The 26,135-nt window shown below is 48.7% G+C and carries 28 protein-coding genes; 15 read left to right on the top strand and 13 right to left on the bottom strand.

Going from position 1 to position 26,135, the window contains the following annotated elements; genetic code table 11:
* Positions 1–3 precede the first annotated feature (3 nt).
* The gene (locus AC5JLP_RS17355) at positions 4–252 is read left to right on the top strand and encodes a transposase (protein WP_496069186.1); all 249 of its coding nucleotides are present in this window, start codon (positions 4–6) and stop codon (positions 250–252) included.
* Here the strand turns inward: AC5JLP_RS17355 and AC5JLP_RS17360 are convergent.
* On the bottom strand, positions 223–540 hold the full coding sequence (locus AC5JLP_RS17360; RefSeq protein ID WP_496069187.1) for a hypothetical protein: 318 nt from the start codon (positions 538–540) through the stop codon (positions 223–225). The two genes, AC5JLP_RS17355 and AC5JLP_RS17360, sit on opposite strands and share 30 nt — an antisense overlap.
* A 207-nt stretch (positions 541–747) precedes the next feature.
* On the opposite strand from AC5JLP_RS17360, the gene AC5JLP_RS17365 reads away from it, so the two are divergent.
* A complete protein-coding gene (locus tag AC5JLP_RS17365; RefSeq protein ID WP_496069188.1) occupies positions 748–1,230 on the top strand; it encodes a hypothetical protein in 483 nt (160 codons plus the stop codon).
* Between the two features lie 60 nt (positions 1,231–1,290).
* Here AC5JLP_RS17365 and AC5JLP_RS17370 read toward each other — a convergent pair whose 3' ends face one another.
* The 3 genes from AC5JLP_RS17370 to AC5JLP_RS17380 are packed head-to-tail and all read right to left on the bottom strand — an operon-like array spanning position 1,291 to position 1,768.
* Positions 1,291–1,476: a hypothetical protein gene (locus AC5JLP_RS17370; RefSeq protein WP_496069189.1), complete on the bottom strand. Its 186-nt coding sequence runs from the start codon at positions 1,474–1,476 to the stop codon at positions 1,291–1,293.
* Positions 1,473–1,643 (bottom strand): hypothetical protein, encoded by a 171-nt coding sequence (locus tag AC5JLP_RS17375; protein ID WP_496069190.1) that lies wholly within the window; start codon positions 1,641–1,643, stop codon positions 1,473–1,475. The genes AC5JLP_RS17370 and AC5JLP_RS17375 overlap by 4 nt, the downstream gene beginning before the upstream one ends.
* The gene (locus AC5JLP_RS17380; protein WP_496069191.1) at positions 1,643–1,768 is read right to left on the bottom strand and encodes a hypothetical protein; all 126 of its coding nucleotides are present in this window, start codon (positions 1,766–1,768) and stop codon (positions 1,643–1,645) included. The genes AC5JLP_RS17375 and AC5JLP_RS17380 overlap by 1 nt, the downstream gene beginning before the upstream one ends.
* 229 nt (positions 1,769–1,997) lie before the next feature.
* Here AC5JLP_RS17380 and AC5JLP_RS17385 point away from each other — a divergent pair, with 229 nt between their 5' ends.
* Positions 1,998–2,759, top strand: coding sequence for a helix-turn-helix transcriptional regulator (locus AC5JLP_RS17385; protein ID WP_496069192.1), 762 nt, complete (start codon positions 1,998–2,000; stop codon positions 2,757–2,759).
* A 58-nt stretch (positions 2,760–2,817) separates the two neighbouring features.
* Here AC5JLP_RS17385 and AC5JLP_RS17390 read toward each other — a convergent pair whose 3' ends face one another.
* From AC5JLP_RS17390 to AC5JLP_RS17400, 3 genes are all read right to left on the bottom strand, one after another.
* The gene (locus tag AC5JLP_RS17390) at positions 2,818–3,078 is read right to left on the bottom strand and encodes a muconolactone Delta-isomerase family protein (protein ID WP_496069193.1); all 261 of its coding nucleotides are present in this window, start codon (positions 3,076–3,078) and stop codon (positions 2,818–2,820) included.
* Positions 3,075–3,506, bottom strand: coding sequence for a nuclear transport factor 2 family protein (locus AC5JLP_RS17395; RefSeq protein WP_496069194.1), 432 nt, complete (start codon positions 3,504–3,506; stop codon positions 3,075–3,077). The genes AC5JLP_RS17390 and AC5JLP_RS17395 overlap by 4 nt, the downstream gene beginning before the upstream one ends.
* A 315-nt stretch (positions 3,507–3,821) precedes the next feature.
* Positions 3,822–4,046 (bottom strand): YybH family protein, encoded by a 225-nt coding sequence (locus tag AC5JLP_RS17400; protein WP_496069195.1) that lies wholly within the window; start codon positions 4,044–4,046, stop codon positions 3,822–3,824.
* 927 nt (positions 4,047–4,973) lie between these two features.
* Between AC5JLP_RS17400 and AC5JLP_RS17405 the strand changes: the two genes are divergently transcribed.
* Positions 4,974–5,336 carry a hypothetical protein gene (locus AC5JLP_RS17405; RefSeq protein ID WP_496069196.1) on the top strand — a complete coding sequence of 121 codons (363 nt, stop codon included), beginning with the start codon at positions 4,974–4,976 and terminating at the stop codon, positions 5,334–5,336.
* Positions 5,337–5,589: 253 nt separating this feature from the next.
* Here the strand turns inward: AC5JLP_RS17405 and AC5JLP_RS17410 are convergent, their stop codons facing one another.
* The gene (locus AC5JLP_RS17410) at positions 5,590–6,402 is read right to left on the bottom strand and encodes a C39 family peptidase (RefSeq protein ID WP_496069197.1); all 813 of its coding nucleotides are present in this window, start codon (positions 6,400–6,402) and stop codon (positions 5,590–5,592) included.
* A gap of 371 nt (positions 6,403–6,773) precedes the next feature.
* On the opposite strand from AC5JLP_RS17410, the gene AC5JLP_RS17415 reads away from it, so the two are divergent.
* Positions 6,774–7,934, top strand: a complete 1,161-nt coding sequence (locus tag AC5JLP_RS17415) for a cob(I)yrinic acid a,c-diamide adenosyltransferase (RefSeq protein ID WP_496069198.1) — start codon at positions 6,774–6,776, stop codon at positions 7,932–7,934.
* A 124-nt stretch (positions 7,935–8,058) separates the two neighbouring features.
* Here AC5JLP_RS17415 and AC5JLP_RS17420 read toward each other — a convergent pair whose 3' ends face one another.
* The gene (locus AC5JLP_RS17420) at positions 8,059–8,736 is read right to left on the bottom strand and encodes a response regulator transcription factor (RefSeq protein WP_496069199.1); all 678 of its coding nucleotides are present in this window, start codon (positions 8,734–8,736) and stop codon (positions 8,059–8,061) included.
* Positions 8,737–8,946: 210 nt separating this feature from the next.
* Between AC5JLP_RS17420 and AC5JLP_RS17425 the strand changes: the two genes are divergently transcribed.
* The 7 genes from AC5JLP_RS17425 to AC5JLP_RS17455 all read left to right on the top strand — a co-directional run bounded on the left by AC5JLP_RS17425 (position 8,947) and on the right by AC5JLP_RS17455 (position 17,427).
* Positions 8,947–10,383, top strand: a complete 1,437-nt coding sequence (locus AC5JLP_RS17425; protein ID WP_496069200.1) for a sensor histidine kinase — start codon at positions 8,947–8,949, stop codon at positions 10,381–10,383.
* Between the two features lie 585 nt (positions 10,384–10,968).
* On the top strand, positions 10,969–11,637 hold the full coding sequence (locus AC5JLP_RS17430) for an acyltransferase (protein ID WP_496069201.1): 669 nt from the start codon (positions 10,969–10,971) through the stop codon (positions 11,635–11,637).
* 130 nt (positions 11,638–11,767) lie between these two features.
* On the top strand, positions 11,768–12,526 hold the full coding sequence (locus AC5JLP_RS17435; protein WP_496069202.1) for a glycosyltransferase family 25 protein: 759 nt from the start codon (positions 11,768–11,770) through the stop codon (positions 12,524–12,526).
* 230 nt (positions 12,527–12,756) lie between these two features.
* On the top strand, positions 12,757–13,233 hold the full coding sequence (locus AC5JLP_RS17440) for a thiol-disulfide oxidoreductase DCC family protein (RefSeq protein WP_496069203.1): 477 nt from the start codon (positions 12,757–12,759) through the stop codon (positions 13,231–13,233).
* Between the two features lie 92 nt (positions 13,234–13,325).
* Positions 13,326–13,826, top strand: a complete 501-nt coding sequence (locus AC5JLP_RS17445; protein ID WP_496069204.1) for a hypothetical protein — start codon at positions 13,326–13,328, stop codon at positions 13,824–13,826.
* Between the two features lie 74 nt (positions 13,827–13,900).
* Positions 13,901–14,521 carry a hypothetical protein gene (locus AC5JLP_RS17450; protein ID WP_496069205.1) on the top strand — a complete coding sequence of 207 codons (621 nt, stop codon included), beginning with the start codon at positions 13,901–13,903 and terminating at the stop codon, positions 14,519–14,521.
* Between the two features lie 113 nt (positions 14,522–14,634).
* On the top strand, positions 14,635–17,427 hold the full coding sequence (locus AC5JLP_RS17455) for a tetratricopeptide repeat protein (protein ID WP_496069206.1): 2,793 nt from the start codon (positions 14,635–14,637) through the stop codon (positions 17,425–17,427).
* A gap of 178 nt (positions 17,428–17,605) precedes the next feature.
* Here AC5JLP_RS17455 and AC5JLP_RS17460 read toward each other — a convergent pair whose 3' ends face one another.
* The gene (locus AC5JLP_RS17460) at positions 17,606–18,703 is read right to left on the bottom strand and encodes a hybrid sensor histidine kinase/response regulator (RefSeq protein WP_496069207.1); all 1,098 of its coding nucleotides are present in this window, start codon (positions 18,701–18,703) and stop codon (positions 17,606–17,608) included.
* Positions 18,704–19,147: 444 nt separating this feature from the next.
* Here AC5JLP_RS17460 and AC5JLP_RS17465 point away from each other — a divergent pair, with 444 nt between their 5' ends.
* The 3 genes from AC5JLP_RS17465 (at position 19,148) to AC5JLP_RS17475 (ending at position 22,667) form a co-directional block, all read left to right on the top strand.
* Positions 19,148–20,491, top strand: a complete 1,344-nt coding sequence (locus AC5JLP_RS17465) for an FAD-binding oxidoreductase (RefSeq protein WP_496069208.1) — start codon at positions 19,148–19,150, stop codon at positions 20,489–20,491.
* A gap of 3 nt (positions 20,492–20,494) precedes the next feature.
* Entirely contained in the window at positions 20,495–21,964 is a 1,470-nt protein-coding gene (locus AC5JLP_RS17470) for a (Fe-S)-binding protein (RefSeq protein ID WP_496069209.1), read from the top strand.
* A 136-nt stretch (positions 21,965–22,100) separates the two neighbouring features.
* Positions 22,101–22,667: an HdeD family acid-resistance protein gene (locus AC5JLP_RS17475; protein WP_496069210.1), complete on the top strand. Its 567-nt coding sequence runs from the start codon at positions 22,101–22,103 to the stop codon at positions 22,665–22,667.
* Positions 22,668–22,937: 270 nt separating this feature from the next.
* Here AC5JLP_RS17475 and AC5JLP_RS17480 read toward each other — a convergent pair whose 3' ends face one another.
* The 3 genes from AC5JLP_RS17480 to AC5JLP_RS17490 all read right to left on the bottom strand — a co-directional run bounded on the left by AC5JLP_RS17480 (position 22,938) and on the right by AC5JLP_RS17490 (position 26,082).
* Positions 22,938–23,894 (bottom strand): pentapeptide repeat-containing protein, encoded by a 957-nt coding sequence (locus tag AC5JLP_RS17480; protein ID WP_496069211.1) that lies wholly within the window; start codon positions 23,892–23,894, stop codon positions 22,938–22,940.
* Positions 23,895–24,080: 186 nt separating this feature from the next.
* Positions 24,081–25,031, bottom strand: a complete 951-nt coding sequence (locus tag AC5JLP_RS17485; protein WP_496069212.1) for a bifunctional riboflavin kinase/FAD synthetase — start codon at positions 25,029–25,031, stop codon at positions 24,081–24,083.
* A 133-nt stretch (positions 25,032–25,164) separates the two neighbouring features.
* On the bottom strand, positions 25,165–26,082 hold the full coding sequence (locus AC5JLP_RS17490) for an MBL fold metallo-hydrolase (RefSeq protein ID WP_496069213.1): 918 nt from the start codon (positions 26,080–26,082) through the stop codon (positions 25,165–25,167).
* Between the last annotated feature and the right edge of the window lie 53 nt (positions 26,083–26,135).

Below are 26,135 nucleotides of genomic sequence, written 5' to 3' on the forward strand. Positions count from 1 at the left end.
GCAGTGGGTACGAGTCGCAGAAGACACGCGGCTACGCCAAGTGCGGCTAGCCTTGATGCACAGACTGTGCCCACAGCAGTCATGGTGCAGCAAGCCGTTGGCTATGACGGCGGCAAGAAGATCAAGGGACGCAAGCGGTTTACCCTGGTTGATACGTTGGGACTGCTGATTGCCGTGCGCGTGGCGGCTGCCGATATCCCCGAACGCGAAAGCGCAAAGCAGTTACTGCAACGGCTGCACCAGGAACGCTAGCGCCTGCCTCGCTTGGTTTGCATCTGGATTGATGATGGCTTTGCGGTGCAGTCTTCTTAATGTGGGTGACGGATATTTACCGTTGGGTGATCGAGGTTGCCCTACACCTTGAGGGGGGCAAAAGGCTTCGTCCTGATGCCTAAGCGCTGAACAGTCGATCGCACTTACGGTTGGCTGCATTGGTGCCGTCGGTTCAATGTGATACCAATTTGAATTGAAAATGCGACACATCCTGTAGGGGCAAGGCATTGCCTTGCCCCTACCCACCGATTGATCTGTAGCCGTCATTCTTTAAATCGGTATGAATTATGAGCGTCTACCCGCTTCCTCAGAGGCATTCATTCACATTGCGATGATTCGCCTCATGCTCCGTCGCCTTGCTTGAACTTTTTTGACTTCTCCATATTTCCAAATAGCCTCTTACACTCGTTATTAAGCATCTCGACTAAGCTGCTCAATAACGTACCCCGGAAATAGTGTTTCAACAAAACAGTGATGGAAATAGAACAAACGCCTAACAGTCTGCGTATCAGAATGATTGGAATACAGTGGGTAGTAATAAACTCCTCGATCGGTTTATTGCTAGTCATTGCCAGTGCGTCTCTACTCATATCCGACAACTGGACTCCACGCCTTTGGGGAGCAGGTTTGTTGCTGTTAGGAGGTGCGGTTCTCTTGATAACTCTTCTTACGGTTCCTTTGTGGACGGTCTACACGTTTGACAAAATGATAGGAGTTGTTCGATCAGAGCACAAAACGATTCTGTACCCTAAAGTAATTGAATGGCGGTTACAGGACATTCAATCAATTCAGGTTGATGCAGAAGAGGACAGCGATCGCATGACTCACTATGTCATTAACCTCGTCTCGACTTCGGGAAAAATTTTACAGTTACGAGAAGTTACAAATAATCCTGATAAACAAGCATACGAACCTATTGCTAAGCAAATTCGTCAGTTCCTAGATTTGTCTGACTAAGCTATCAGAAGTAAAAGATTATCTTAGTAGTTAAAGCATTTCACATTCGTTCTGTCTTCTTTAATAAACTGGCGATCGCCATAGAACTTTCAGGTTCAACTCAGCAATCAAGTAGGGAGGCAAAGAAAGCCAACTATTGAATCCTGTATCAACGATCGCATCTTGCGTAAAGACTTTGCCATCAGCGCGACGAATGGATAATGGAATAATGGGTTCAAATTCGGCATTGACCAAGCCGTTAATCATGCAGGTCTCCGGCTGCGTCCGCCGAATCTACAAACATGGCGAGAGCCAATGCGAACAATCCAAATTTGGGCATCGGGGTGACGGGCTTCAAGGCGATCGCAGGCAGCAATCTCGCTCTTATCTACTTCAGAATCCCCAGTTTCGATGTCGTTCACGTAGTGTTGCATTAGCAAATCGCCACTATCTTGCCATGATTGCCTTCCTCAACCTGTTGGCACACCTGATTCTCATAAATCTCATCGCCACGTCGAGCAAATTCTTCTTTGCTGTAGCGGGGGAGTTGAACAGTCATCGGCTTGACCTCATTTCAACGTTGTCTCTACAGCTTAACCCTGAGCAATGTAGGGGCGATCGCGAAAGCAACGAAGGTGAGCAAACAAGAAGTTGTTGGGTTTCGTTTCTCAACCCAACCTACAAGATCGGCGATCGTACTCAGATGATAAAGATGGTTTGCTTTGCAACAACGCACCCTACAAGATCGGCTGCTGTAAAATTAGGTAGAGGCTCACAAGAACCAACTGATGCTTGATCACCACAAAGATACCTTAGTCATTCTTGCTAAGAACATTGCTGTAGAAATGCATCACCATCATGCGGTTCAGCTTGTTGTGAGTTTGGATAAACCCTACAATGCAGTACTAGATAATCAACCTATTAAATTTGTGAGAGGATTTTTGATTGATTCAGATATTCCTCATGCTTGTCAGTCTGCCGATTCTACGGTGTTAGTGATTAGCGTCGATGCAACCTCTGCAAAAGGTCGTTTGCTGAAGTCACAATTATCAGAACGAACATTTATTTTGCTTGATGAACTCTTTTCTGCTGAAGCGATTGATGAATTTTCAAACTTTTATTGGCGGTACTGTGACAATCCTCAGCATGAATTTGATCCCCTGTATCTTATTCATAAACTCACTTATGAACAAAGGAATATAACTCCATTCGATGAACGATTACTCATTGCGATCGATTTTATCAATCAATACATTAGCAGGACTATTAAAGTTATCGATATTGCCAGACATGTTAGCTTATCTGAAAGTCGGCTCCGCCATTTGTTCACAGCGCAAGTTGGCATTCCATTAACGAAATATATTTTATGGGTTCGCGTGAAAGTTGCTTTAAGAGCAATGCTAAAGTCAGATACGGCTTTGTCCGATGCTGCGTATCAAGCAGGTTTTACAGATCATGCCCATTTCACACGAACTTTCAGACGCATGTTTGGGGTTTCTCCCTCTTTACTTCTAAAGTATGGTCAGTTCCTTCAGGTTTTTGGTTTATGAGCCAAGCTACAGCACAAAGTGACTATACTTGGCTCATTCGTATACGCAAGAACAACGGTCAGCTTTGAGTTTGAAGCTGAACCAGTTTCAGCGTCATATAAGGAGACAGGGGAAACCTGTTGAACTGCTCCCTCACATAAGATTCATCACGTTCTTTTACTATGAGATAGGCCCCAGCTAGGTCATTTTGAACATAGATTTGCTCAATAAATCCTGTTTGGGTTAATTCAGCGACGACTTCTTGTTCTTTAGCAGCAAGTGTCTCAAACTGATTCGGATCAACACCCGATATAGTCACCTCGACCATGTAGCGATTCATGCGGTTGCTCCAGCTTGTTGAGACAGTTGTAGCAGTGGCAAACTCGGATCAACCTCAATCTGACGTAAAACTAGATACCACTGACCATCAATTTTCCTGACTTGATCTTTGACAAAGGCACTCCCTCCCCGCTTCAAATCTTCTCGATTAACGACGGTCAGATACGACTCCATTGTTGCTTCGTCAGAATTTCCTTGAATGAGGGCATTCGAGCTACAGTGCCGTTTTCCCCGTGCAAAGGTATCTAACATGGCATAGAAGCCCTGGCGCAGTTCTTCTTTCCCTTTTGCAATTCCCCAGAAGCCCTGCAAAGCACCCTCTTCAGCAAAGGTTGCGAGGTAATTCTCAACATCTTCCTTGTCCAGCGACATTTCAAACCGTGCCGCTAGCTCCATGATTTCGAGCTTATCTAACGCCGTCAATTCCATATTTGACCTCACTTCTTCATATCACTGAACTCGACTCATTGAGAGTCCCTGAGTACGTTAACACTGGTCACGATCGCCAATCTTGAACAAAGCGGCTATTATCCACTTCTGGGTAAAGTCTCAGTGTTATGCACAGCAATCAGTTGCCACTGCCCATGTTGTTGCTGAGTGACCCCTTGCGGGTATCTCAAAGAGATCGCAGTCAAAACTCCATGTTTTGTTGGCAGACTGGTTCCATCAAGACGAGTGAGTCCACTCATTTTCCAACTGCTGTGGCAGATTACCAAATCATGTTTGAGAAATTTGACGGTGGTATCAGGAAAACTCATGCGAGTGTTTTTCCAGATGACTACCAAAAACGTTGGCATGTCCCTGCTTTAGTTCAGTTCGACCTTTCCACCACCGCCCTGCAATGTTGACACAATCCGCATCCTCTGTGAATAACTCTGCTAATCGCATTGCGCCATAAGTGTTCCAGGCATCTGCAAAAGATTGCATGATTGCTTTGATTTCTAGAATGTCTTGCTTGTAATGGTTCATAAGTTCATATGCCTGACTCACTGCTTCAGCATGTAATTTAAGGCAATGGAATATGATTCTTCTCAAAGTGTTCGCACTCTGAACTCTGGTAGTTAGAGGGGGTAAATCAACTTTGAGTGCGCTCAAACACAATAACACTGGCAGTAAGCGTCAGGCTTGAACAAATCGGCTATGAACTTATAAGCTTCCCTTCGAGCAAAGTTCAATATTTTTACTGGTAGTCACTGATTACAGAACACTTTTTGCTTAACATGGGGAAGAATGCGATCGCCTTCAGTACAAGCGCAATACCTCAATGCAGAGCAAGACAACTTGTTATTAGATAGACTCCATCTGCCCACCTACCCTGGTTAGGGCATTTGGACAGGCTCTTGCAGTTTAAGATCCTTAATTTGGGTGATTAGGCTGAAACTTTACAGTCTAAAAGCCCGATCGAGGTCACTAGGCTGCAACTTGTCCGCATACTAACTTTGCACAAAAGATAAAACTTAAAACTTAAGGTTTTTTGGAGTGTAACGAGGTCTGCTCCTCATTCCCCTTTAATAGCTACAAGCTCGATTGCCCGCTTCATGGACAAGCCAAGCGTTCGCACATTGAAAACTCTTAGAACATGTACCCATTTCTCAAGATTCGATAAGCATTTCTCGATCTTAAGTTCGGTTTTCTTGATTTTATATAAGTATTGCTTAACTTAAGTAAGCGTTTCTTGATTTCAGGTTTGTGTTTGCCATATTTAGTCCAGGTTTCTTGATCTTGAGTGTGCATTAGTCGATTGCAATCATTCAAAAGCGACCAATCGATAAATTCACGGATGCAGTGGAGCCTCAAGCGTTCAAAGATCCGTAATTTTGCTAGAAAAAATATGGTTGAGGTTGTTTGCTGGTGGGCATTCTGGCGTTATCACCTTACCCATGATGAGGACTATTTATGGCACGCTTAAAGCGCAGTTCAACCAGTGTCGATAAAGCCGAGCGTCGGATCGCAGGCTTGAAATCCATTAATCCAGCGCTTGATTTGGGCAAGGGGCTCACCATTAAGGCTTTCTCAGAACAGATTGAGGCCACTCGTCAACGGGTAGCAGCCTACAATACAACGCTGTCCCTGTTAGATGCAGACCGTGCCGCGATGCTAGAAGCCGAAAAGTCCTTAATGGCACTGTCGGAGAAGATGCTGTTAGGTGTTGCCTTTGAGTATGGCAAAGATAGTGCTGAATATGAAATGGCAGGAGGTGTTCGCAAAAGCCAGCGGAAGCGACCTGTTCGCAAGGCAGGCGAGAAAATTGCCAGTTGAGCTGATCGCCTGCACGGTTGTACGGAAATTTCTATCAAACAAAATACCCGTAGGGGCAGGTTTGACACTAAAGTCACTGGGTACAGGCAATGACGCGGGCAAAACCTGCCCCTACCGCGTGGTAGATTCTTTCTCGAAAATCTCCTAAGAAGACGATCGCGTATCACCCCAAGCGATCGCCGTCTTGCGTGCCGTTCGCACATTTCCGTCCAAGAGTTTCGACGGCCAAAGGTGCTGAGCATGCAATCAGTCGTTAGAGTTTAGACAGCCGATGCAGCCAGATATAATCAGACCCTTCAGGGCTACATTTGCTTTGAATCAGGCTATTGGAATAGAAGAGGTTTTGCCCAGAGCGATCGGTGAGATAGCCCGATGCTGTCCATTCGCCGTAGGGGTCATTTACATAGAAGCCGCTCTGGTTGTAGCCACGAATGACCACAATGTGACCAAAACTGGTGAAGTAGCCGTGGACAATGCAGGGACGACCCTCGGCGATCGCCTTACGAATGTCTACTAAGCTTCCCCGCAGCGTGAGATTGTCCTGCACGCCATAGGCTTTTGCCATCTTGGCGAGGTCATCTGGATCATGACGGCTTAAGCCGCTCGCATCCATATACCGATACAGTTCGTCTTCAAATTGAGCGGCACTAGTGCGCTGTTTAATCCGAAAATACGCCATCACCATCGAGAAACTGGTGACATTGCAAGCTCCAGTCGGGTTAACAGCGTTATCGAGCTGACTTTTGTAGGGAATGTTGAGATTCTTGCTGGCAGGCAATGTGCCTGCGGGTGGTTTTGAGGGTGGCATTGGCTTGCTATAGACAACCTTTCCCTGACTGTCAATCAACTGTACATGATAGCCGTAGACAAACCAGGTATTCCTGGGTGGGTCGCCCAGAAACTCCCCTAAAATGGCAACCTTAAGATGATCATTTTCAACAAATTTCCAGGAGCTTAGCTTAAAAACCGTCTCTGCCGCAACCGCGACTTTATCTTTAGCAAGGAGTTTTGCAGAATCGCCCGCCGATTGCTTGAATACCGTGCTTTGAACAACTTTGAGTCTCATCAACAATGCCCCCTCAGCAAAATGAAAGCATCGAACGGTCTACGGTCTACTGTATCGATGGTATCGCTAGCTGCACACTAGCTCGTCAGCACGCTTCAGGTGTGACCCATAGACATGGAGCAGATCGCCGCAATCGCGATCGTTTTCCTTGCCATGATCAATCTTTGCGATGATCAAATAGTGCTGCCTCATCATACAACTCCAAGGAAAGGTAAAGAGAACTGTAGAGGGCACTCGATCGCGCATCTCGACCCCAGCGCTTGCTGCCAGAATGCCAAAAGCCTAAAAAAAACACGAGTTTCGCGGTTCAAACCGCTACAGGTAGCGTAAACTCACAATCGGACGCACTAAAGCAAGCAAAATTCGATATCATGAAGCTACAGCAAGCGTTGAAGCCTATGACACGCGCGGGAATTGGGATTCGGACAGCCAATGCACGCTCCGAGCGGCTCACAGGGCAAATTCATGTGTACGATGGAGCCGGAAAAGGAAAGTCTCAAGCCGCGCTAGGGGTCGTACTGCGCTCTATTGGTTTAGGTATCCACTCGGATTGGCAAACGCGAGTGCTGCTGCTGCGCTTTCTCAAAGGGCCAGGACGCACCTATGACGAAGATGGCGCGATCGAAGCCCTACAACGGGGCTTTCCACACCTGATTGACCAGGTACGTACTGGACGATCCGAATTTTTTGGGCCTGACGACATCACTCGCTTTGACCAGTTAGAAGCCCAACGTGGTTGGGATGTGGCAAAGGGGGCGATCGCGTCTGGCCTCTACTCAGTCGTGGTTCTGGATGAGCTGAATCCCGTTCTCGATCTGGGCTTGCTACCCATTGATGAAGTGGTGAGCGCCCTCAAACGCAAGCCTGATCATATGGAAGTGATTGCTACAGGTCGAGGCGCACCCCAACCCTTGCTCGATGTCGCTGACTTGCATTCAGAAATGCGGCCTCACTATCACGCAGGAGCCAAAGAACAGGGCATTGCAGGCATTGAAATCTACACAGGTGCAGGCAAAGGAAAATCGACCAGTGCGTTAGGCAAAGCGTTGCAGGCGATCGGCAAAGGCATCAGCCAGGATAAATCCCATCGCGTGCTGATTATGCAGTGGCTCAAAGGTGGCCGTGGCTATACCGAAGATGCAGCCATCTCTGCTCTCAATCAAAGCTATCCCAATCTGGTTGATCACCAACGCTGTGGACGGGACGCGATCGTCTGGCGAGGGCAGCAGCAAGAGCTTGATTACGTTGAAGCCGAGCGCGGTTGGGAAATTGCTAGAGCCGCGATCGCCTCTGGTCTCTACAAAACCATCATCCTGGATGAACTCAATCCAACTGTGGATCTGGAGCTATTACCAGAAGAACCGATCGTCCAGGCACTGCTTCGCAAACCCCGCGATACCGAAGTCATCATCACTGGGCGCTGCAAAAATCCACCCGCTTACTTCGACCTCGCTAGCATCCATTCTGAAATGATCTGTCACAAGCACTACGCCGAAAAAGGCATCGACCTCAAACGCGGCGTTGATTTTTAATGTCCAGCTATCAGCGTTCAGCTTTTCAGCCTACCCTTCGAGAGGCAAGCTACATCCTTCTGCGCCTGTCCCCTGCTAATAACTAACAACCAACAACTAACAACCTGCTTCCTGCCTTCCAAAGCTACTCCACCTGCCTCATGCGATAGCCTAACCCATGCACCGTTTCAATAAGAGCATCTGGAGCACCTGCAAGGCGAAGCTTTTGGCGTAGTGCTCTAATATGCGTCTTCACAGCTTCTTCGGTAGGAGACTCATCAAGCGACCATAGCCGCTCAATAATGCCTGGTCTGCTTAAGACTCGTCGCCCGTTTGTGACCAAGAGTTCCAGCAGTGCATACTCCTTCGGTGTTAGAGAGAGGGGACGATCGCAGTAAGTCACATCATACGTGCTGGGATCGATCAAGAGATGTCCCCAGGTGATCTTGGGTTTGAGCGTGGCATTACCACGTCGGAGTAAAGCTCGAATTTGCGCCATCAGCTCCCCAAGATCGAAGGGCTTCACAATATAGACATCGGCTCCAGCATCAAGACCAACAATTTTGTCTGAAACCGTATCGCGGGCAGTCAGCATCAGAACAGGAGTAGAAATATTAGATTCACGTAATTTTTGGCAAAGCTCAACACCGCCCAGCTTTGGTAGCGTCAAATCCAGCACAACCAGGTCATACTCTAGTGCTTCCAACCATTGCCATCCCGTCAAGCCATCCTGTGCCGTATCGACCTGATATTGCCGATTAGTCAGAGCTTCCGTGAGCAGATCGGCAATCTGTACATCATCTTCAACAACAAGAATTCGCATTAGATGCTTGCTATGGAAACCTTTAATCTTTAGAAACTTCAGAATGAGATACTCAGCCTTGAACAAACTTCGTCTCACACCTGAAAGTAGCATACGCATTATAACAATCTCCTCTTTATAAAACGCTTGAAAACAGCTTTTAACCTGTGAGTTGATGCTTTAAAGTAATGGTTCAGGCGCATGGTTCGCTGATATGATGAGATAAACCCTATGAAATGGCGATTGAGAAGTATTATCTCGTTTCTCAAGCGGATAAAGCGATTGCTCAAGCGATTGCGATCGAAGTTCAAGGGAAAATGGATTCCACTAGGTTTTGGTTTAGCCCTCATACTCGTAGCTAGCATTAGTTCAATCTCCTATCGAAATGCTAAGCGCTTAACGCTCAATGCGGCTCAACTTCGGGAAAGCAATGAGCGCTTGCAAATGCTTTCTGGTCTGTCTACAACCCTTGCCTATACAGAATTTAGATATATAGGAGATAGCCAACCCGGTTATTTAAGTGAATTAAAAGAAGATCAAAATACAATCAGAAGCTTTAAATTTCAGCTCAACAAACTTAAGCAATTTCCGCCCGGTCTAGTCAAACAACAACAAGGAATTGATGCTCTCAGCTCTTTAATCAATCAACGAGAGACTCTATTTCAGACACTCGTTGAGCAGCGACAGAGCGAACGATCGAACGTAGCTGTTCAAGTCTCGATAGCCGCTCAAATGAGGCAGAATCAAAATGATATTCGTCAAGCTATTCTTGAACTGCAAGCCAGCGAAGAAGAGTTTTTACAGAATCAGGCTGAATACTTTCAGACTGGCTTTGAAAACAGAATGATACTTGAATTGATCGGTGCGTTGTCTACATTCATACTGCTCTTTGGCATTTATGGCGTGGCATCTTACCAGAAGACAAAGCGACAGCAGGCAGAAGCACGACAGCAGACCTTAGCACAGGCAAAAGCACTCAGTGAACTCAAGTTGCAGTTTTTTTCTATGATGTCACATGAGTTCCGGACGCCCCTCAGCCATATTCTTGGATCAGCTCAACTTTTAGAGGAAACGCTTAAACCTCTAGTAGAACCAATTAAACTGAAGAATCTCTACCGCATTCAAGCATCAGCCAAGTTGGTGACTCAGTTACTCAACGATGTTCTCACGCTGGCGCGGGCCGATGCAGGCAAGTTAGAGTACAACCCAAAACAGGTAGAGATACAAACATTTTGCCTCAATCTTCTCGAAGATTTTCATCTCTCCGATGAGTCTCAGCATGTCATTAAGTTTTTTCACCAGGGCAATCGCACGCATGTCTGGGTAGACGAAAAACTAATGTACTCAATTCTAAGCAACCTACTTTCTAATGCCATAAAATATTCTCCGCCCTTAAGCACGATCGCCTTTACACTTGTCACTAAACCAGACTCCATCACGTTTCACATTAAGGACGAAGGCATTGGGATTGAGAAAGGCGATCTCGCCGAACTATATACTCCTTTTGTGCGCGGTAAGAATGCTCATAAAATTATTGGCACAGGATTAGGATTAACCGTTGTCAAAAAATGCTTAGATTTACATGAAGGAACCATTTCAGTGGAAAGCAAAGTAGGAATTGGGACAACTTTCGTAGTGATTGTTCCGCAGGATAGCGATCGCCACTAATGGAATTATCTCATTTCTCTGCCATTAAAATCATTGTTTAAGAGAGGCATCTTCTTGTCGATCGTTGTTAACGCTTACAGCTTGAAGCAACAAAATCGGTGCTACAAGGGATCGGCAAATCCCCCCGAAATCCCCCCGAAATTCTCTCGATTTCTGCCGCTTGATTCGGTAAGCTAGCAGCAAGTTGACAATTTTCTATGTGACTACTTGCATGTATTAATTCGCTCCTCATTGTGCAATACAGCTTGTTTTTTACGCGATTCTTACAGGAAATTGTGTCAATATCTATCGGTTTAACAGGCCTTTTTTGCTTAATCCTAATTGGTTAGTAAATCGTCAATATGCTTTACCTGGTAAAGTTCAGCCTGTTGTATAAAGCAGCTTCAATCCGTTAAATCAGCAGGGCTTGAGAACGGCTTCGTCACCGCTAATTCATCTTTTGGCTGAAAATTTTCACTAGTTTCACTCATCATTGGGCTAATTGCGATGTCATTTACACACTTTAAAGTTTTCAGTCTATGCTCACGTTTACAAGGGGTTCTGCTCATCACCTTATTAAGTTGGATTCCCAGACAGCCAGGAATCTTGTTACGTCGCTTTTTCTACAGTAACTTTTGGCTCAATGTGGGTGAGAATTTCACAGTTGATCGAGGAGTTGAATTTTTTAATCCGCCTAACATTGAAATGGGTCATCAGGTCTTTCTCGGTCATCATGTTTACCTGGATGCTTCTGAACCCAACACGCGCATTTCGCTGGGCGATCGAGTGCGCTTACGCGATAACGTTCACCTCAGTGGCGCAGGAGAATCCGCTCGCATTGTACTCAAGCATGGGGTAACACTCGATCGAGGAAGCGACCTCCGTGCTTTGGAAGATGGCTACATTGAAATTAATGACAATGTTTATCTTGGCCCTTACGTATGTGTTGCAGGCCCAGGTCACATCCGCATTGGCAAAAATTGTCTGATTGCCTCCCATACAGGCATTTATGCAAACAACCACATTTTTAACGATGCTGCGAGTGCGATTGTTGGGCAAGGCATAACGGCTCAAGGCATTGTGATTGAGGATGACTGCTGGTTAGGGGATGGGGTCAAAGTACTGGATGGGGTCACAATCGGTCGAGGCAGTGTGATTGGAGCTGGATCAGTGGTGACAAAGAGCATTCCTCCCTACTCTGTAGCTGTTGGGGTGCCTGCTAAAGTAATCAAAAAACGCGGTTCTCAGCGCGGTTCTCTCAGTTTGGCGTTGTAAGACGAACGAATAGACAATGTGACGCTCCTGAATGCCATTCGATGATTGTGCCACCACATGATCACATGCAGCCCATGCAGCCTCTTTGTGGTCTACCAAATTGCTCACCAAAAGCGGAATAAGGAGAACCATGAGATTTAGTGAGTTTTTTGATTGTGCCTTTGTGATCAATTTGCCAGCAAGAACCGATCGTCGCCGAGAGATCACAAAGGAACTTGAAGATGCAGGGATGCCATTCAAACCAGGCGACGTTGAGCTCTTTGAAGCCATCAGACCTGACAGTCCCGGCCCTTTTGCTTCGATCGGCTATCGAGGTGCGTTTCTCAGCCACCTAAATGTTCTCAAGCAGGCGAAAGCAAGAGGGCTTAAAAATGTTTTGGTAATGGAAGACGATCTCCAACTTCGCCAAGATTTCAACCAGTATGAGGAGATTCTCCTGGCGGAACTTTTTGAAACAGATTGGGATCTGGTTCACTTTGGCTATGGATGCGACGAACGCTTTGACACTCACAAGGTGAACGTGCCATTACTTCAACCCTTTTCGGGAGAAATCATTGGTGCTCAATTGTATGCCGTCAATGGCAAAGCCTTAGATCAACTCATTCATTTCTTTGAAGCAGTCCTTCAGCGCCCAGCAGGACATCCAGAAGGTAGCCCCATGTCACCCGATGGCGTTTTCAATGTATTCAAGTGGCAGCACCCTGCGATCGTCCGGTTGATTGCAATACCCAGTTTTGGTAACCAGCGGAGTTCCCGCAGTGATATTTCTACCCAATGGTTTGATCAGCTTCCGGTTTTGAGTTCTCTTGCAGGATTAGCAAGAAAGCTGGGTTTCGCAAGAAGCATCAAGAGCATACTCAGATCACTCATTCCAGATACATCGGGCTGAAGCGGCTAGTGACGACTTTAACTTTGCTCTCGTTGAATATCTCTCTGAGTAATCGATGTAATCAAGCGTACAGTGGGCACAAACTACAGCAGGCGAAGACGATGCGATCGCATTACCGTCGCCGTTCTGAATGTTTAGCTTTCTTCATATAATGAAGGAGCACAGCTTGTTCACACAGAGACGCTGTTATTCAGGACTGCCCCATGCCTTCAAACGTTGACTCAACCTCTATGACAGAATCTTCTTTTACAGAAGGATCTCAAACGCTTGCGGCATCACCTGGATGGAAGATTGAACTGCTCTATGACGGTGAGTGTCCCTTGTGCATGAGAGAGGTCAACTTTTTGCGGCGGCGGGATGCAGGGCGCGGGTTGGTCGCTTTTGTTGACATTGCAGACCCTCATTACAATCCCGCATTGTACAGAGGAGTTGACTTTGAAACGGCAATGGGACGTATTCACGCCGTGCTGCCTGATGGCACAGTCATTCAAAACGTCGCGGTCTTCCGGCGCGTTTACGAGGTTTTGGGCATGGGGTGGGTCTATGCCGCGACAAAGCTACCCGTGATTGGCACGATCGTCGATTTTGTGTATGGTCTTTGGGCCGATCGACGGCTGGCGCTCACCGGACGGGCAGATTTAGCAACCATTGTCGCGGCACGACAGCAGCGAGTTAATGGCGACGCAACACAACGCTGTCGGTTGTAAACGGTTGTCTGCTGGCACATTAACGCGTTCACCATTCCCGGAATGCTGCTCAGGTCTACTGTAAGTAGAGATCTGTAGCAAAAGGTGATTTGATGACAAAGCTGACGCGGTCGCTGACCGGATTGGGCCTCACAACGATGGCACTTTTGATGACCCTGCCAGCCCAGGCAGGCACCCTTGAGATGCAAGTTTATCCGGCGATCGACACTCAAACGGTACGCTGTCCTGAAAAGGTCACGCTAACGGAAAAGCCTCAGCCGTACCGGGAAGGCGGTTACACAATCGATGGCAGTGCGAATCTCAGTCAGCTAGCCGATCGCTTTTCCGTTGCCAGTGCCGATGAGTTTAGCGTGACGTGGGTAGGGACGCTCAAACCTACTTATCGGCAATGCAAAGCCACCGCTCGCATCGTAAAGAATGATGAAGAAGCCTATCTGAGCCATTCTTATTTACGTCTTAGATTTACAGGTGGCAAGGTCTATCTCATCCTCGATATGACGGGCATGAGCGATGCCAACGGTTTGACCACTGCCATCCTTCGTAAAGGCGTCCGCAATGGGAATCCGGTTTGGAGTTGGGGCGGCACAGATTAGTCCCTACAGAGCCACGATCGCCATCACCACACGCATGTCTTCCAACAGCACCCATCCTTTTGCTCTCGCTTGCCATGTTCTATTTGTCTCAGAAGCTCATTGGATACAGCCTGACCCTTTTGGCTAGCAGTGGCTTTGGGCTTGCGCTTGAGTCTCAGTCAGCCCCTTCTATTCAACCGTCTAGCGCGATCGCGATCGCGGTACAACCAGCCGCAGAGATCCCCTTTGAGGTGTGTGGCGAAGCTCAAAATTGGGTCCGCCCACCCAGGGCAGACCAGCTTAAGAAGCTTCAGAGCTTGCCGCGCTATGCCAATGATCCCAACAGCCAGCCCCTGCAAAGCTTGTCGAAGCGGTTTTGGCAACAGGATGTCTTTTCGTTTACCCAATATGGGTTGAGCCTGCGGGTAGAGCCGATCTATCTATCAGGGCTGTGGACAGTTGAAGACACGCTCTGGAGGTGCTACAACGCGACCAACATCACCCAAATCAATGCGGGCAAAACCGCTGAAGTGTGGGTGTTATCCCACCGGGTCACGCGCATTCAGTGGACAGGTGAGCAATATGTCATGACTGTGCAGCCTTCCCGCACAGGCGTTCAGTTCATTCAATTTCCTCGCCGCGAGTCGCGATCGTCCTTACCGCTCAAAGTCATCACCGATAAGGGAACCAAGCTAACCGTCGTCGCTGGTAATTAGCACACAGCTTTAGACCACTGCGCCCAAATTTGATTACTCTGGAGAAGATAAGCAATTGCTCTGTATCGTCTTCGATATACTGCAACCATCGACTGCCAGAAGGATGATTTGCGATGAAGCGTCAGCACCCAAAACTCGCTTTCCAATCTCAGAGTGGGATTACGCTCTCGGTTTTGCTGCTATCGCTCGGTGCTGTGGTCAACCCAGCACGATCGTTCACCTCAACAGACACAGACTATAGCGGTCAAAAGCAGCTACTGGCGCAACTTCAGCCTTCTGCGAGCATAGGGCAACGGAGCGAGGCTGATCGCTCCCTGGCGCGCATGACGACCCTGTTCAACATCCTGCTGGGCGTTTTGATTGTGCTGTTGGGTGGGACGATCGCTGCCTTGTGGCTTCTTCGTCATGCCGTCATTCAAGAAATTGCCACCCGTGCTAAAGAGCAGCTAGAAGGTTTGCAGGAGCTTGAAAGTCAGATTGCGAAGACCCGCGAAAACGCCAAGCTCATTTTAGAAGAAGTGGAAGCGATCGCAGACGATACCGCAGACGAAGCTGAGCAGTTTCAAAAGGACGTGACCAAAGAGCGCGAGACATTGTTTGGACTGGTGGCAGAACTGGCGCAATCCAAGTCGCACATGATTGCCGAACTGGAAACCCAGCTTCACGCCTCCAAGCAAACCCTTGAAGAATTGGGTGAGGCTCTCATCGCCCAGCTAGCTGGTTCACAGTCCAACATTAATCAACAGCAGACCACGGCGCTAGAAAATCTGGCCGCCTCCGAGCAAGACTTTGCCGCCAACCTTGCCAAGCTACAAGCCGCCGCCGTTGCCCAACAAACCCTAATGATTGGGCACCTGGAACAGCTTAAAGCGGATGTCGAGCCTCATCTAGCAGTCGTGCGAACAGAGGTAGGCCATAAAAAGGAGCAAACGCTCCAAAATCTGGCCGCCTCCGAGCAAGCTTTTGCTGAACAATTAGCCGCGTTGCAGTTGACCGTGACTCAACAGCGCGATCGCAGCCTCGACAGTTTAGAAACGCTCAAGGCCGACTTTGCGCCCCAATTATCGCGCCTGCAAGCAGAGGCTCAACAGCGACAGGAAGCAGTGCTGCAAAAGCTCACCACCTCAGAACGCGACTTTGCTGGTCAATTGCTGGATCTGCACATCGCGGCCCGTCAACAGCGCGATCGCATCCTGGAGCAGTTAGAGAGCCTAAAAATGGACTTTGTTCCCCAGCTATCGCACTTACAATCGGAAGCACAGCAGCGACAGATGGCTCTCCTGGAACGATTGGAAGCCTCCGAGCGCGAATTTGCGACTCAATTAGTCGAGCTACAGTCGATCGCGCAACAACAAAAAGATCGCATCCTGGAAAATCTCGATCAATTGAAAGCGGAAGTGACACCCCAGCTAGCTGATTTCCACTTAGATGTGCAAGACCGTCAGCGCCAGGTTTTGGATCGTCTGGAAACAGCCGAGCGTGACTTTACGGCTCAGTTATTAGATTTGCAAGCGATCGCGCAACAGCAAAAAGACCGCATTCTCGATCATCTTGAACAACTTCAAGCCGACTTTTCGCCACAGCTTTCAGAGTTAAAAACAGGCGTAGAAAACCAGCGCGATCGCCTTCTGCAAAAGCTAGAAACAGCTGATCGAGACTTTACAGAAGCTCTCTCCACTCTTCAAACAGATGCCCAAAAGCAAAAGCAAGCGATCTTAAGCAATCTAGAGCAGATCAAAGCAGAACTGGCTCCTCAAATTGCGGGTTTTCAGCTTGATGCCCAACAGCAAACTGAGGCAAAACGCGATCGTATCCTGGCCGATCTCACCGCTTTAGAAGCTGAGTTCACCGCTCAAATCACCGATCTCAAAACTAATCTCTCTGGTCAAAAAGACAATACCTTACAAACGATTGAAACGTTACAGTCTGATCTTGTCACCCAACTGACAACCCTTCAAACATCCGCGCAAACTCAAAAAGATGACATCTTGAAGCAGCTAGCAGAGGCATCTCCTGTTTCCGAAGAAGCGGTTGGCAAATTGCAGCAAAACTTACAAGAGTTAGTAGGGCAGCTTGAGTTGCTCAAAGCCAACCGTCCTGAGTTGTTTATTGATGTGAATAAATACATTGCTCAGGGACACGAACTATTTGCCGAAGAAAACTACGAAGCTGCCATCTTGCGCTATGACAAGGTGGTTGAACTTCAGCCAGAGAATGCAGAGATTTGGTATCAACGAGGGCTAGTCTTACAAAAAACACAGCGTCATGAACCCGCGATCGCGTCCTTTGATCACATGCTGAAACTCAAACCTAAGGACGATAAAGGTTGGTTTAGTCGAGGCGTTAGTATGGCGCGGCTCAAGCGTTATGACCACGCGATCGAGTCCTACGATCATGCACTGGAGAGTAAACCTGACTATCACGAAGCACTGGTCAACAAGGGGGTAGCGCTAGGCATTTTGCGCAAGCACCAGGATGCCTTTAATGTGTTCGATCGCGCCATTCAATTTAAACCGGATGATGCTGTTGCCTGGATGAATCGAGGCTTGGCGCTGGAAGCACTGGGACGCTATAAAGATGCAATGGCCTCGTTTGATGAGGTGATTCACTTTAATCCCGATTCTTACAAAGCGTTAGATAAACGGGGTTATGCTCTGGCTCAACTCGGTCGTCATAAAGATGCGATCGCTAGTTTCAACAAAGCGCTGGATTTGAAGCCAGACTACGCCAGTGCTTACTACAACCGTGCGATCAGCCATGCCTTTTTAGGTGAAGCCGACTTTGCGCTGGAGAGTTTAGAAAAAGCGATCGAATACAACCCCAATTACCGCGTTGAAGCCAAAACCGATGTTGCCTTTGACGAGCTTTGGAATGATGACTGGTTTCAGAAACTAGTCGGAGCGTAGTTAAGAAGTTGCTGGTTGCTGGTTATTAATTGTTGAATGTCCGCACTAAATTTAGAGCAATTTAGGAAAAGCTTTTTTGCTGCTTCATCCGTTTGCAATCAGCTTGCAGAAGCTCAGCTTAATCTCTAACTCACCTTAAGAAGACGCTTAAGCTAACAACTAACAACCTTTTACGTTTTCAGCCTTCACTGTTTGGCAGGGTGACTTGTACCGTTGTGTATTGTCCGGGCATGCTGTCGATCGCCAATGTGCCCCCATGCACTTCCACCAACCGTTTAGCGATAGCAACCCCTAGACCAGAACCCTGCTGCTCATAGAACTTGCGCTCAAACTGCATATAGGCTCCCAAACTGGCAATTTGCTCAGCTGTCATGCCACGCCCACGATCGCTGACGCTCAGTAACAGCCCTGTGGCTGTAACCCTTGTCCTCACAGCCACAGAGGTTCCGGTAGCTGAAAACTTAAAGGCATTACTCACTAACTCTTCTACAATTTTCTTCAACTTCAAATCAGAAATTTGAATGCTTCGGTTTTGCAGATCTAGCTCTAAATCGGCTTCACGCCCTTCCTGATGAGCGATCGCGGTTGCAACATTTGTAATCAAAATTTCTGGAAGGCGCGTTTCATCGCTGCGTAGCGCCAAAAGGCGATCGGGATCTCGTGCTGTAATCTCCAAGTCTGCGTAAAGCAAAAAGTTTTGGATGAGCCTAGAAAGCCGCTCAGCAGCATTGTGGATGCCTTGGGCAAGTTCTAACATTTCGTGCCGATCAATGCTCTGGAAATCGTCCATTAGCACCTCAGTCAGCCCCAAAATGCCATTCAACGGCGTGCGCAACTCGTGTGGCAAAGATAAGGCAATACTGCTGCGTAAGGCATCAAGTTGTTTCTGCGATTGCCTATCTACAGCGGCCTGTTTACTAAAGCGACTGGCGATCGCTGTCAGCAATTCGTCTGCTGTACAAGGCTTTGCCAGAAAATCGTCCGCTCCCAAGTCCATTCCCTGCCGAAAATCTTCTTGGGTTCCCCGCGCTGTAAGGAAAATGAACGGTATAGCAGACGTGTCTACGTGTTGGCGTAGCCGCGTCAGCACCTGATAGCCATCCAGCCGGGGCATGGTAACATCACACAAAATCAAATCAGGGATATGCTGCTGCGCTAACTGCACGCCCAGATGGCCGTTTTCTGCGCTCAAAACGCTAAACCCCTCTACCGCAAGCAGCTCTAACAGCGATTCACGAATAGATGTTTCGTCTTCAACTACTAAGATTTTCTTCATCGCTTGTTTGCCCTACTGCACAGACATTCTATTTGATCTGTTCGGCACCGTACAGAGCAAAAAGAGCTGCATTATCAAGCTCACAACATCATTAAGCTCACAATATATCATCGAGTTTGTGCAGACTTAGGCAAGGTTAATCTAATGACAAACTGCTAAACGCTCCATGCTTTTTATGTATAGCTTTTATAAATATGCTTGTCATTCAACGGGTTACCCTCACAACAAATTACTTCACCAGCGTCCACTTTAAGATTCCGCTTTTTGCATGAGCGTGACAGCGCCTTGGCAATCGCCGCACCAGTAACCGTTACTCTATACCATGCTTGATTGAGCCTAATTCTTTGAGACGATCGACTGAAGGTGTTGCAATTCTCGCTAGATTCGCCAAACGGCCCCCTCGCGGCTGATAGAGTAAGCAGTAGTCTTCCGTTGATTTGCAGCATGGGAACCAGCTCCGCAGAAACTCCCGCCGATCGTCAACTATTCATGCACCCTCTTGAGGCTAGCGATTTTCAGCCCTGGAGACATGTGCCCTCAGCCAAACAAATGTTGTTTGAACGCGCGCTGGCACCCGAAACCGCCATCGGTGGTATCGTATCTCCTCAGACTCCAGAAGCCTTAGCGACGGTCATCAGGGAGAGCGATCGTCAAACAATCTTACCCTGCGGTGCTGGTAGCAAACTTGCCTGGGGTGGCATCATTCAGCAACCGGAGACAGATAGCTCACTGCTTGTGCTGAGTACCGAGCGCTTAAATCGGCTCATTGATCATGCCGTGGGTGATCTGACCGTCACAGTTGAAGCAGGCATGCGGTTTGCAGACGTGCAGACAATCTTGGCAAAGGCAGGGCAGTTTTTGGCAATCGATCCAGCGCATCCAGACCAGGCCACGATCGGTGGCATCGTCGCTACAGCCGATACGGGTTCCTTGCGGCAACGCTACAACAGCGTGCGCGATATGCTGCTGGGGTTGTCATTTGTCCGCGCTGATGGTCAGCTTGCTAAAGCGGGGGGGCGGGTCGTCAAAAATGTCGCAGGCTATGACCTGATGAAGCTCTTGACTGGCTCTTATGGGACGCTGGGCATCATCACACAGGTGACCTTTCGGGTCTACCCTCTACCAGAAGCCTCGCAGACTGTTGTGTTGAGTGGGGAAGCGTCTGCGATCGCGCAAGCAGCCCAAACAGTACACAGTTCGGCACTCACCTCTGCCAGTGCCGATCTTTGCTCTGCATCAGTGGTTACAGAGCTAGGAATCGGCAAAGGGATGGGGTTGGCAATTCGTCTGCAAAGCATTTTGCCCAGCGTTCAAGAGCAAGCCAACCGTTTGATCCAATTGGGAGAAGCGATCGGGCTAGCCACGGTTCATCTCACGGGGCAGGATGATGTCACTCTATGGCAACGTTTGCAAGAACGCATAACGGCGGCTCACCAGACAGAGGTCATTACCTGCAAAATAGGAATACAACCCTCTGAAGCTGTAGCGCTGCTGACTGAGATCGATCGTCTCTCCACTCCACCCTGGTGTGGACAAATTCACATTGCCAGCGGACTGGGTAGACTGGTGTTCGATGCCACCACGCCGCCAGAAACCCTCTTAAGCATTCGATCGATCTGTCAAACCAATAGCGGGTTTTTGTCTCTGCTTCAGGCTCCGATCACGCTCAAGCAGGCGATCGATGTTTGGGGTTATGCAGGCAACGCGCTGCCTATCATGCGCCAGTTGAAACAGCAATTTGATCCGCATCATCGTCTCAGCCCTCACCGATTTGTAGGCGAAATTTAAGTCATGAGTACCCGTTACGAGCAGTTTGAACCAGTTCTCAGCAATGAAGAGGGAAAGTATGAAGGCTTAAGGCTAAAGGCTGAAGAGCCAAGCGTCAATTCATCCTTTAGCCCTTATCCTTTAGCCTTTGATTCCCATAACCCTCCCGATGCCAAGCTCATTGATGCGTGTGTGCACTGTGGCTTTTGCCTGTCTACCTGCCCTAGCTATCGCGTCATTGGCAAAGAAACGGATTCGCCACGGGGCCGCATCTATTTAATGGATGGGGTGAATGAGGGACAAATACCGCTCTCTTCGGCAACCGTGCAGCATTTTGATTCATGTCTGGGCTGCTTGGCCTGCGTCACCACCTGTCCGTCTGGTGTGCGGTATGACAAGCTGATCGAGGCGACCCGTCCTCAAGTAGAGCGCAACCATGCCCGATCGCTCCCCGAAAAGCTTCTACGACGTCTCATTTTCTCGACCTTCCCCTATCCCGATCGGCTACGGCTGCTGCTGCGACCATTAGGGCTTTACCAGAAGTCGGGGTTACAGAAATGGGTGCGATCGCTCGGCGTACTCAAGCAACTGTCGCCGCAACTCGCTGCGATGGAATCTATGCTGCCCAAAATTTCACCCCAGGCTTTTCAAGACCCTTTGCCTGCAATCATTCCGGCGCAAGGAAAGCAACGCTACCGGGTTGGCTTACTGCTGGGCTGTGTGCAGCGGTTGTTTAATCCTGAGGTGAATAACGCAACGGTACGAGTATTAATCGCCAACGGTTGCGAAGTCGTCATCCCTCAATCCCAGGGGTGCTGCGGTGCCTTGACCCATCATCAGGGGCAGGAAGCGCAAACTCAGGCATTGGCACGTCAACTGATTGATCGCTTTGATGACCCCACTCTGGATGCCATTATCATCAATGCGTCTGGTTGTGGACATTCCCTTAAGGAATATGGCAGCATCTTGCACGATGATCCGCACTACCGGGAGAACGCGATCGCCTTTGCCAGCAAAGTCAAAGATGTGCAGGAATTTCTCGCCGATGTCGGTCTTACAGCCCAGCTATCGCCCCTACAAGAAGCCCCTCTGACGCTGGTATATCAAGATGCCTGCCATATGCTGCACGGGCAGAAAATCAGCGTACAGCCGCGCCAACTCCTCAAGCAGATTCCGGGCGTACAGCTACGAGAACCTGTCGATGCAGCGCTGTGCTGTGGAAGTGCGGGTGTCTACAATATTTTGCAACCTGACGTTGCCGCAGAACTCGGTCAGCAAAAAGTAGAAAACCTGCTAAATACAGGCGCGTCTCTCATTGCTTCAGCCAATATCGGTTGCTTTGTGCAGATTAGCAAACACCTTGAGCTTCAGGGCAAGCCCATCCCTGTGCTACACCCCATGCAGTTGCTGGATTATGCGATTCGAGGCATTACCTTAGATGCGGCCCTGGCTGGGAAAACGGGTGCGATCGAGCGGGAGATCATCGCAAGCTAAGCCCACTGCTTGAGTACCTCTAACGCCTGAGAGAGCTTCATCACATCGGGAATTACCTCCAATGAAGGAGAACGCGACAAAGACCGCAGTCTTACAATGCGATCGTAATGACTCAAGCAAGTAATGAGGTGTCTTAATGAGTACTGGAATTTCGACGAACAACGACGTCAAAAGTAGTTTAAACGGGTCGATCGTCGTCAGTATATTGCTGATCTTGTTGGGAAGTGCTGCGATCGCTTTTCCATTCTTTAGCACACTGGCTGCTGAAAGCTGGATTGCCTGGATCATCCTCTTTAGCGGTATTTCAAAACTCGTCTACACATTTCAAACGCGAGAGCAGGGTGGCTTTGTTTGGCAGTTGCTGCTGAGCCTACTGTATATTGGTACCGCTGTACTGTTGTTCGTCTATCCCCTACAAGGCATCCTTACCTTGACATTAGCACTGGGTGCCTTTCTACTAACAGAAGGCGTGTTTGAAATTGTGTATGCTTTCCAAAAACGCAATCAGCCCAACTGGGTTTGGTCTTTGGCAAATGGCATTACAACGCTCGTTTTAGGTGGCTTGATCTGGTTTGAGTGGCCGTTTAACGGACCGTTTGCGATCGGTCTATTGGTCGGCATCAGCATTATTTTTACAGGTGTCTCCAGAATTTTTCTGGCGATCGCGGCTCGTTCATCCTTGAGCCAACCGCAAGCGAGTTAACGCATCTCCTGGTTCGCGAGCGATCTCGTCGCTGTAATGGACGCAATGAATCTAGAGCACAAACGCAACGCGCAACGTAGGGACGTTACATGTAACGTCCCTACAGATGGATCTGTCGTGAAGTCTACTTAACTCGGTTAGGACTTACGCAAAAGCGGTCATCTTTCGCCCCCTAGCCCCCTAATGCTGGGGGAACCGAGCCAGTTAAAGCCCCCAGCATTAGGGGGCTGGGGGCAAATGCGTAAGTCCTACCGGTATCAAAACATAAAGTCAGGGATTCACTGTGCCATCTGGCATGGTCGCTTCTTTCAGATAAGCGCCTGCAAGGTTTGTTTCTCGCACGTTAGCACCAGTTAGATTGGCTCGATGCAAGTTAGCGTCTTGAAAATTGGCTAGCGTCAAGTTCGCCCTACTCAAGTTGGCCCCTTGCAGGTTTGCCATCATCAGGTTTGCTCCATGCAGGCTAGCACCACTCAAGTTCGTCATACTAAGCGTCGATTCGCGTAAGTCAGCTTCTCGTAGGTTAGCGCCTGTTAATTGTGCTTTGTACAGGTTCACCCCAATCAGAGTCGCGCCTACCAAGTTGGCTTTGTGCAACGTGGCACCAATCAGATTCGCCATGCACAGATTTGCCAAACTCAGGTTTGCCTGCTTGAGCTTTCCCTCATAAAGCGTTGCCCCGATCAGGTTCGCCATACTCAAATTCGCCATACTCAGATTCGCCATACTCAGATTCGCTTCGCGCAAGTTTGCCATACTAAAGTCTGCCTCACGCAAGTCCGCTTTATAGAGACTGGCTTCACGCAGGTTAGCTTTGTAGAGAAGCGCGGTGTAAAGGGTAGCTCCTTCAAGGATGGCCGTGCTGAGGTTCGCTTCGCGCAAGTTTGCCATGCTGAGATCCACCTGGCTCAAGTCTGCCTCACGTAGATCCGCTTTATAGAGATTGGCTTCACGCAGGTTTGCTTTGTAGAGAATGGCGGTGTAAAGGGTGGCTCCTTCGAGCATGGCAATCCCAAGGTTTGCTCCCTCAAGGTTTGCCATGCTGAGATCGACCTGCTGAAAGCTCACTTCTCGAAGGTCAGCTTTGTAGAAATTGGCTTCACGCAGGTTTGTGTCCCGCAGGTTGGCACCTTCGAGATTTGGAATTTTCTTCGGATTGCGTCCCCACCAGGTGTTCCAGGCTGTTACACCCTGTTTGAGCAAAGCAAGGTGTCCCTCGTTTGCCATTTAGTCGTTCCTCTAAGTGTGGAAAAGTAAGTGTGCGGAAAAGCGGGTCGTCGTAAAATCTACTGAGTGTAGTGTGCCCAGTTCGATCGCACGCAGCAGCAGTTTTTTTCCAGAATGCGATCGCGCCGCCGTGCAAAGTAACCGCACCCTATAAGGCAACTGACGATGAGCTAAGGGGAAGGCTACTCACAGCAATCGACGAGCCGCATCACAATCCGCTTGGATCTGCGTTTTCAAAGCATCAAGTGAGGAAAATTTTTGTTCTGATCGCAAAAATGCTTCCAGATTCACAACGAGCGTCTGGTCGTACAAATCGATTGACCAGTCAAAAAGATGTACCTCGATCGTCTGTGTAGTGCCATCAACCGTTGGACGGTAGCCAATATTCATCACACCTCGCAACGTCGGCACCGCTGATAGATCAACCTCGCTACCGCGATCGCAGCGGTGTACTCGCACGGCATAGACACCAGAGCACGGTAAAAACTTGTCGGGAGGCAGTTGCAGATTCGCCGTCGGAAACCCTATGGTGCGCCCAAGCTGCTTTCCTTGAATAACCTTACCAATCAACCGATACGGGCGGCCCAAAAGCTGATTCGCACGCATTATATCCCCCTGCTGCAAAGCATGACGGATAGCAGAACTACTGATGCGATCGTGGTCTAAGTTTTTGAGTGGTGCAATGCTCACTGCAATCCCATACTTCGCCGCGATCACCTTTAGGGTTTCGGCGTTGCCCGATCGCTGTCGCCCAAAACAAAAATCGGCACCAATACTCACCTTTGTTGCTTTGAGCTGTTTCAAAAGAATTTTTTCGACAAACTCCTCTGGCCCCAAACTGGCAAGAGCCTGGTCAAACGACAGCAAAACAAGCTGTTCAACCCCTAAAACATTGAGCTGCGCTGCTTTCTCAATCAACGGAGTCAGCAAAAGGCGCGACTGCTTCGTAAAAAATTCTTGTGGATGGGGATGAAACGTGACGACCGTCGCATGGATACGATCTAATCGCTTGACCGACTCTGAAAATGATAAAACAGGTTGAATCACCTGCTGATGCCCTTGATGTATCCCATCAAAGTTTCCTAGAGCAACAGCAGTTGGAGTCAGAACAGTCGTTGGCGATGAAGTAACCCACACGCTTTACATTTTGACATACAAAGGGGAAGGACGATCGATGCAAGGAGAAGAGTTTTGAGTCGAAGTACTGAACTCAAAGCGTTCCATCTCTCTGCGCCTCCGCGTCTCTGGGGTTGCGTCCTCCGTCTGCCAACTAGACCGAAACCCCAATCTCAGCCTCGATCGCCGCTTCGATCGCCACGGGGTCGGGGCTGGAAACAGACGGCGAAATTGGGATGACTAACCCTTCTCGCGCCATTAAGCTATTGGGGAAAGCCGCTGCGACCTCTGCCCCAACCTGATCGAGAAAGTCATCACTGTGCAATGGGTCGTGATGAAAGATCACCAGCGTCTTGACGTTAGCGGCTTTCGCAATTTTGACAGCTTCTTGCCAAGTCGAGTGCCCCCAACCGACTTTACTAGATCGTTCAGAGTGATACTCTTCGTCGGTATAGGTCGCGTCATAGATCAGCAGATCCGCTTGATCAGCCAAAAACAGGACGTTTTCATCCAGGCGATCAGGGAAGTGCTCCGTATCGGTGACATAGGCGGCAGCATGTCCGCGCCAGCTTACGCGATATCCCACAGCTTGCCCTGGATGATTAAGCAACGCATTCTCGACCAAAATGTCGTTGATGCGAACGGCCTGCCCAACTTCAATGTCATTAAACTTCAGGTCGGCACCCATAATTTGTAGCGGCACTGGAAAGTTTGGATGCAGCATTTGATCATTTAGTCGCTGCTCCATCGTGGAACCGTTAGGCGCGATCGCTCCGTAGATATGAAAGCGATTCCCTTTAGCAAACGCTGGCACAAAGAAGGGAAAACCCTGGATGTGATCCCAATGGGAGTGGGTGAAGAACATATGGGCTTCAAGCGGCATCTGGGAAAGCAGTGATTGTCCCAAAACGCGAATGCCCGTACCGCCATCAAAAATCAGGCGATCGCCCCCAACCCTCATTTCTACACAGGGCGTATTGCCACCGTAACGCACCGTGGCAGAACCTGGACTAGCAATACTTCCCCGAACGCCCCAGAAGGTGGCTGTGAACTGATTTTCCGTGTTGGACATGGGTATTTTGTGCAAGATTCGATCAAGCTTCCAGGTTGTTCACGGTTCTCAAC

The organism is Stenomitos rutilans (genome assembly GCF_059505485.1).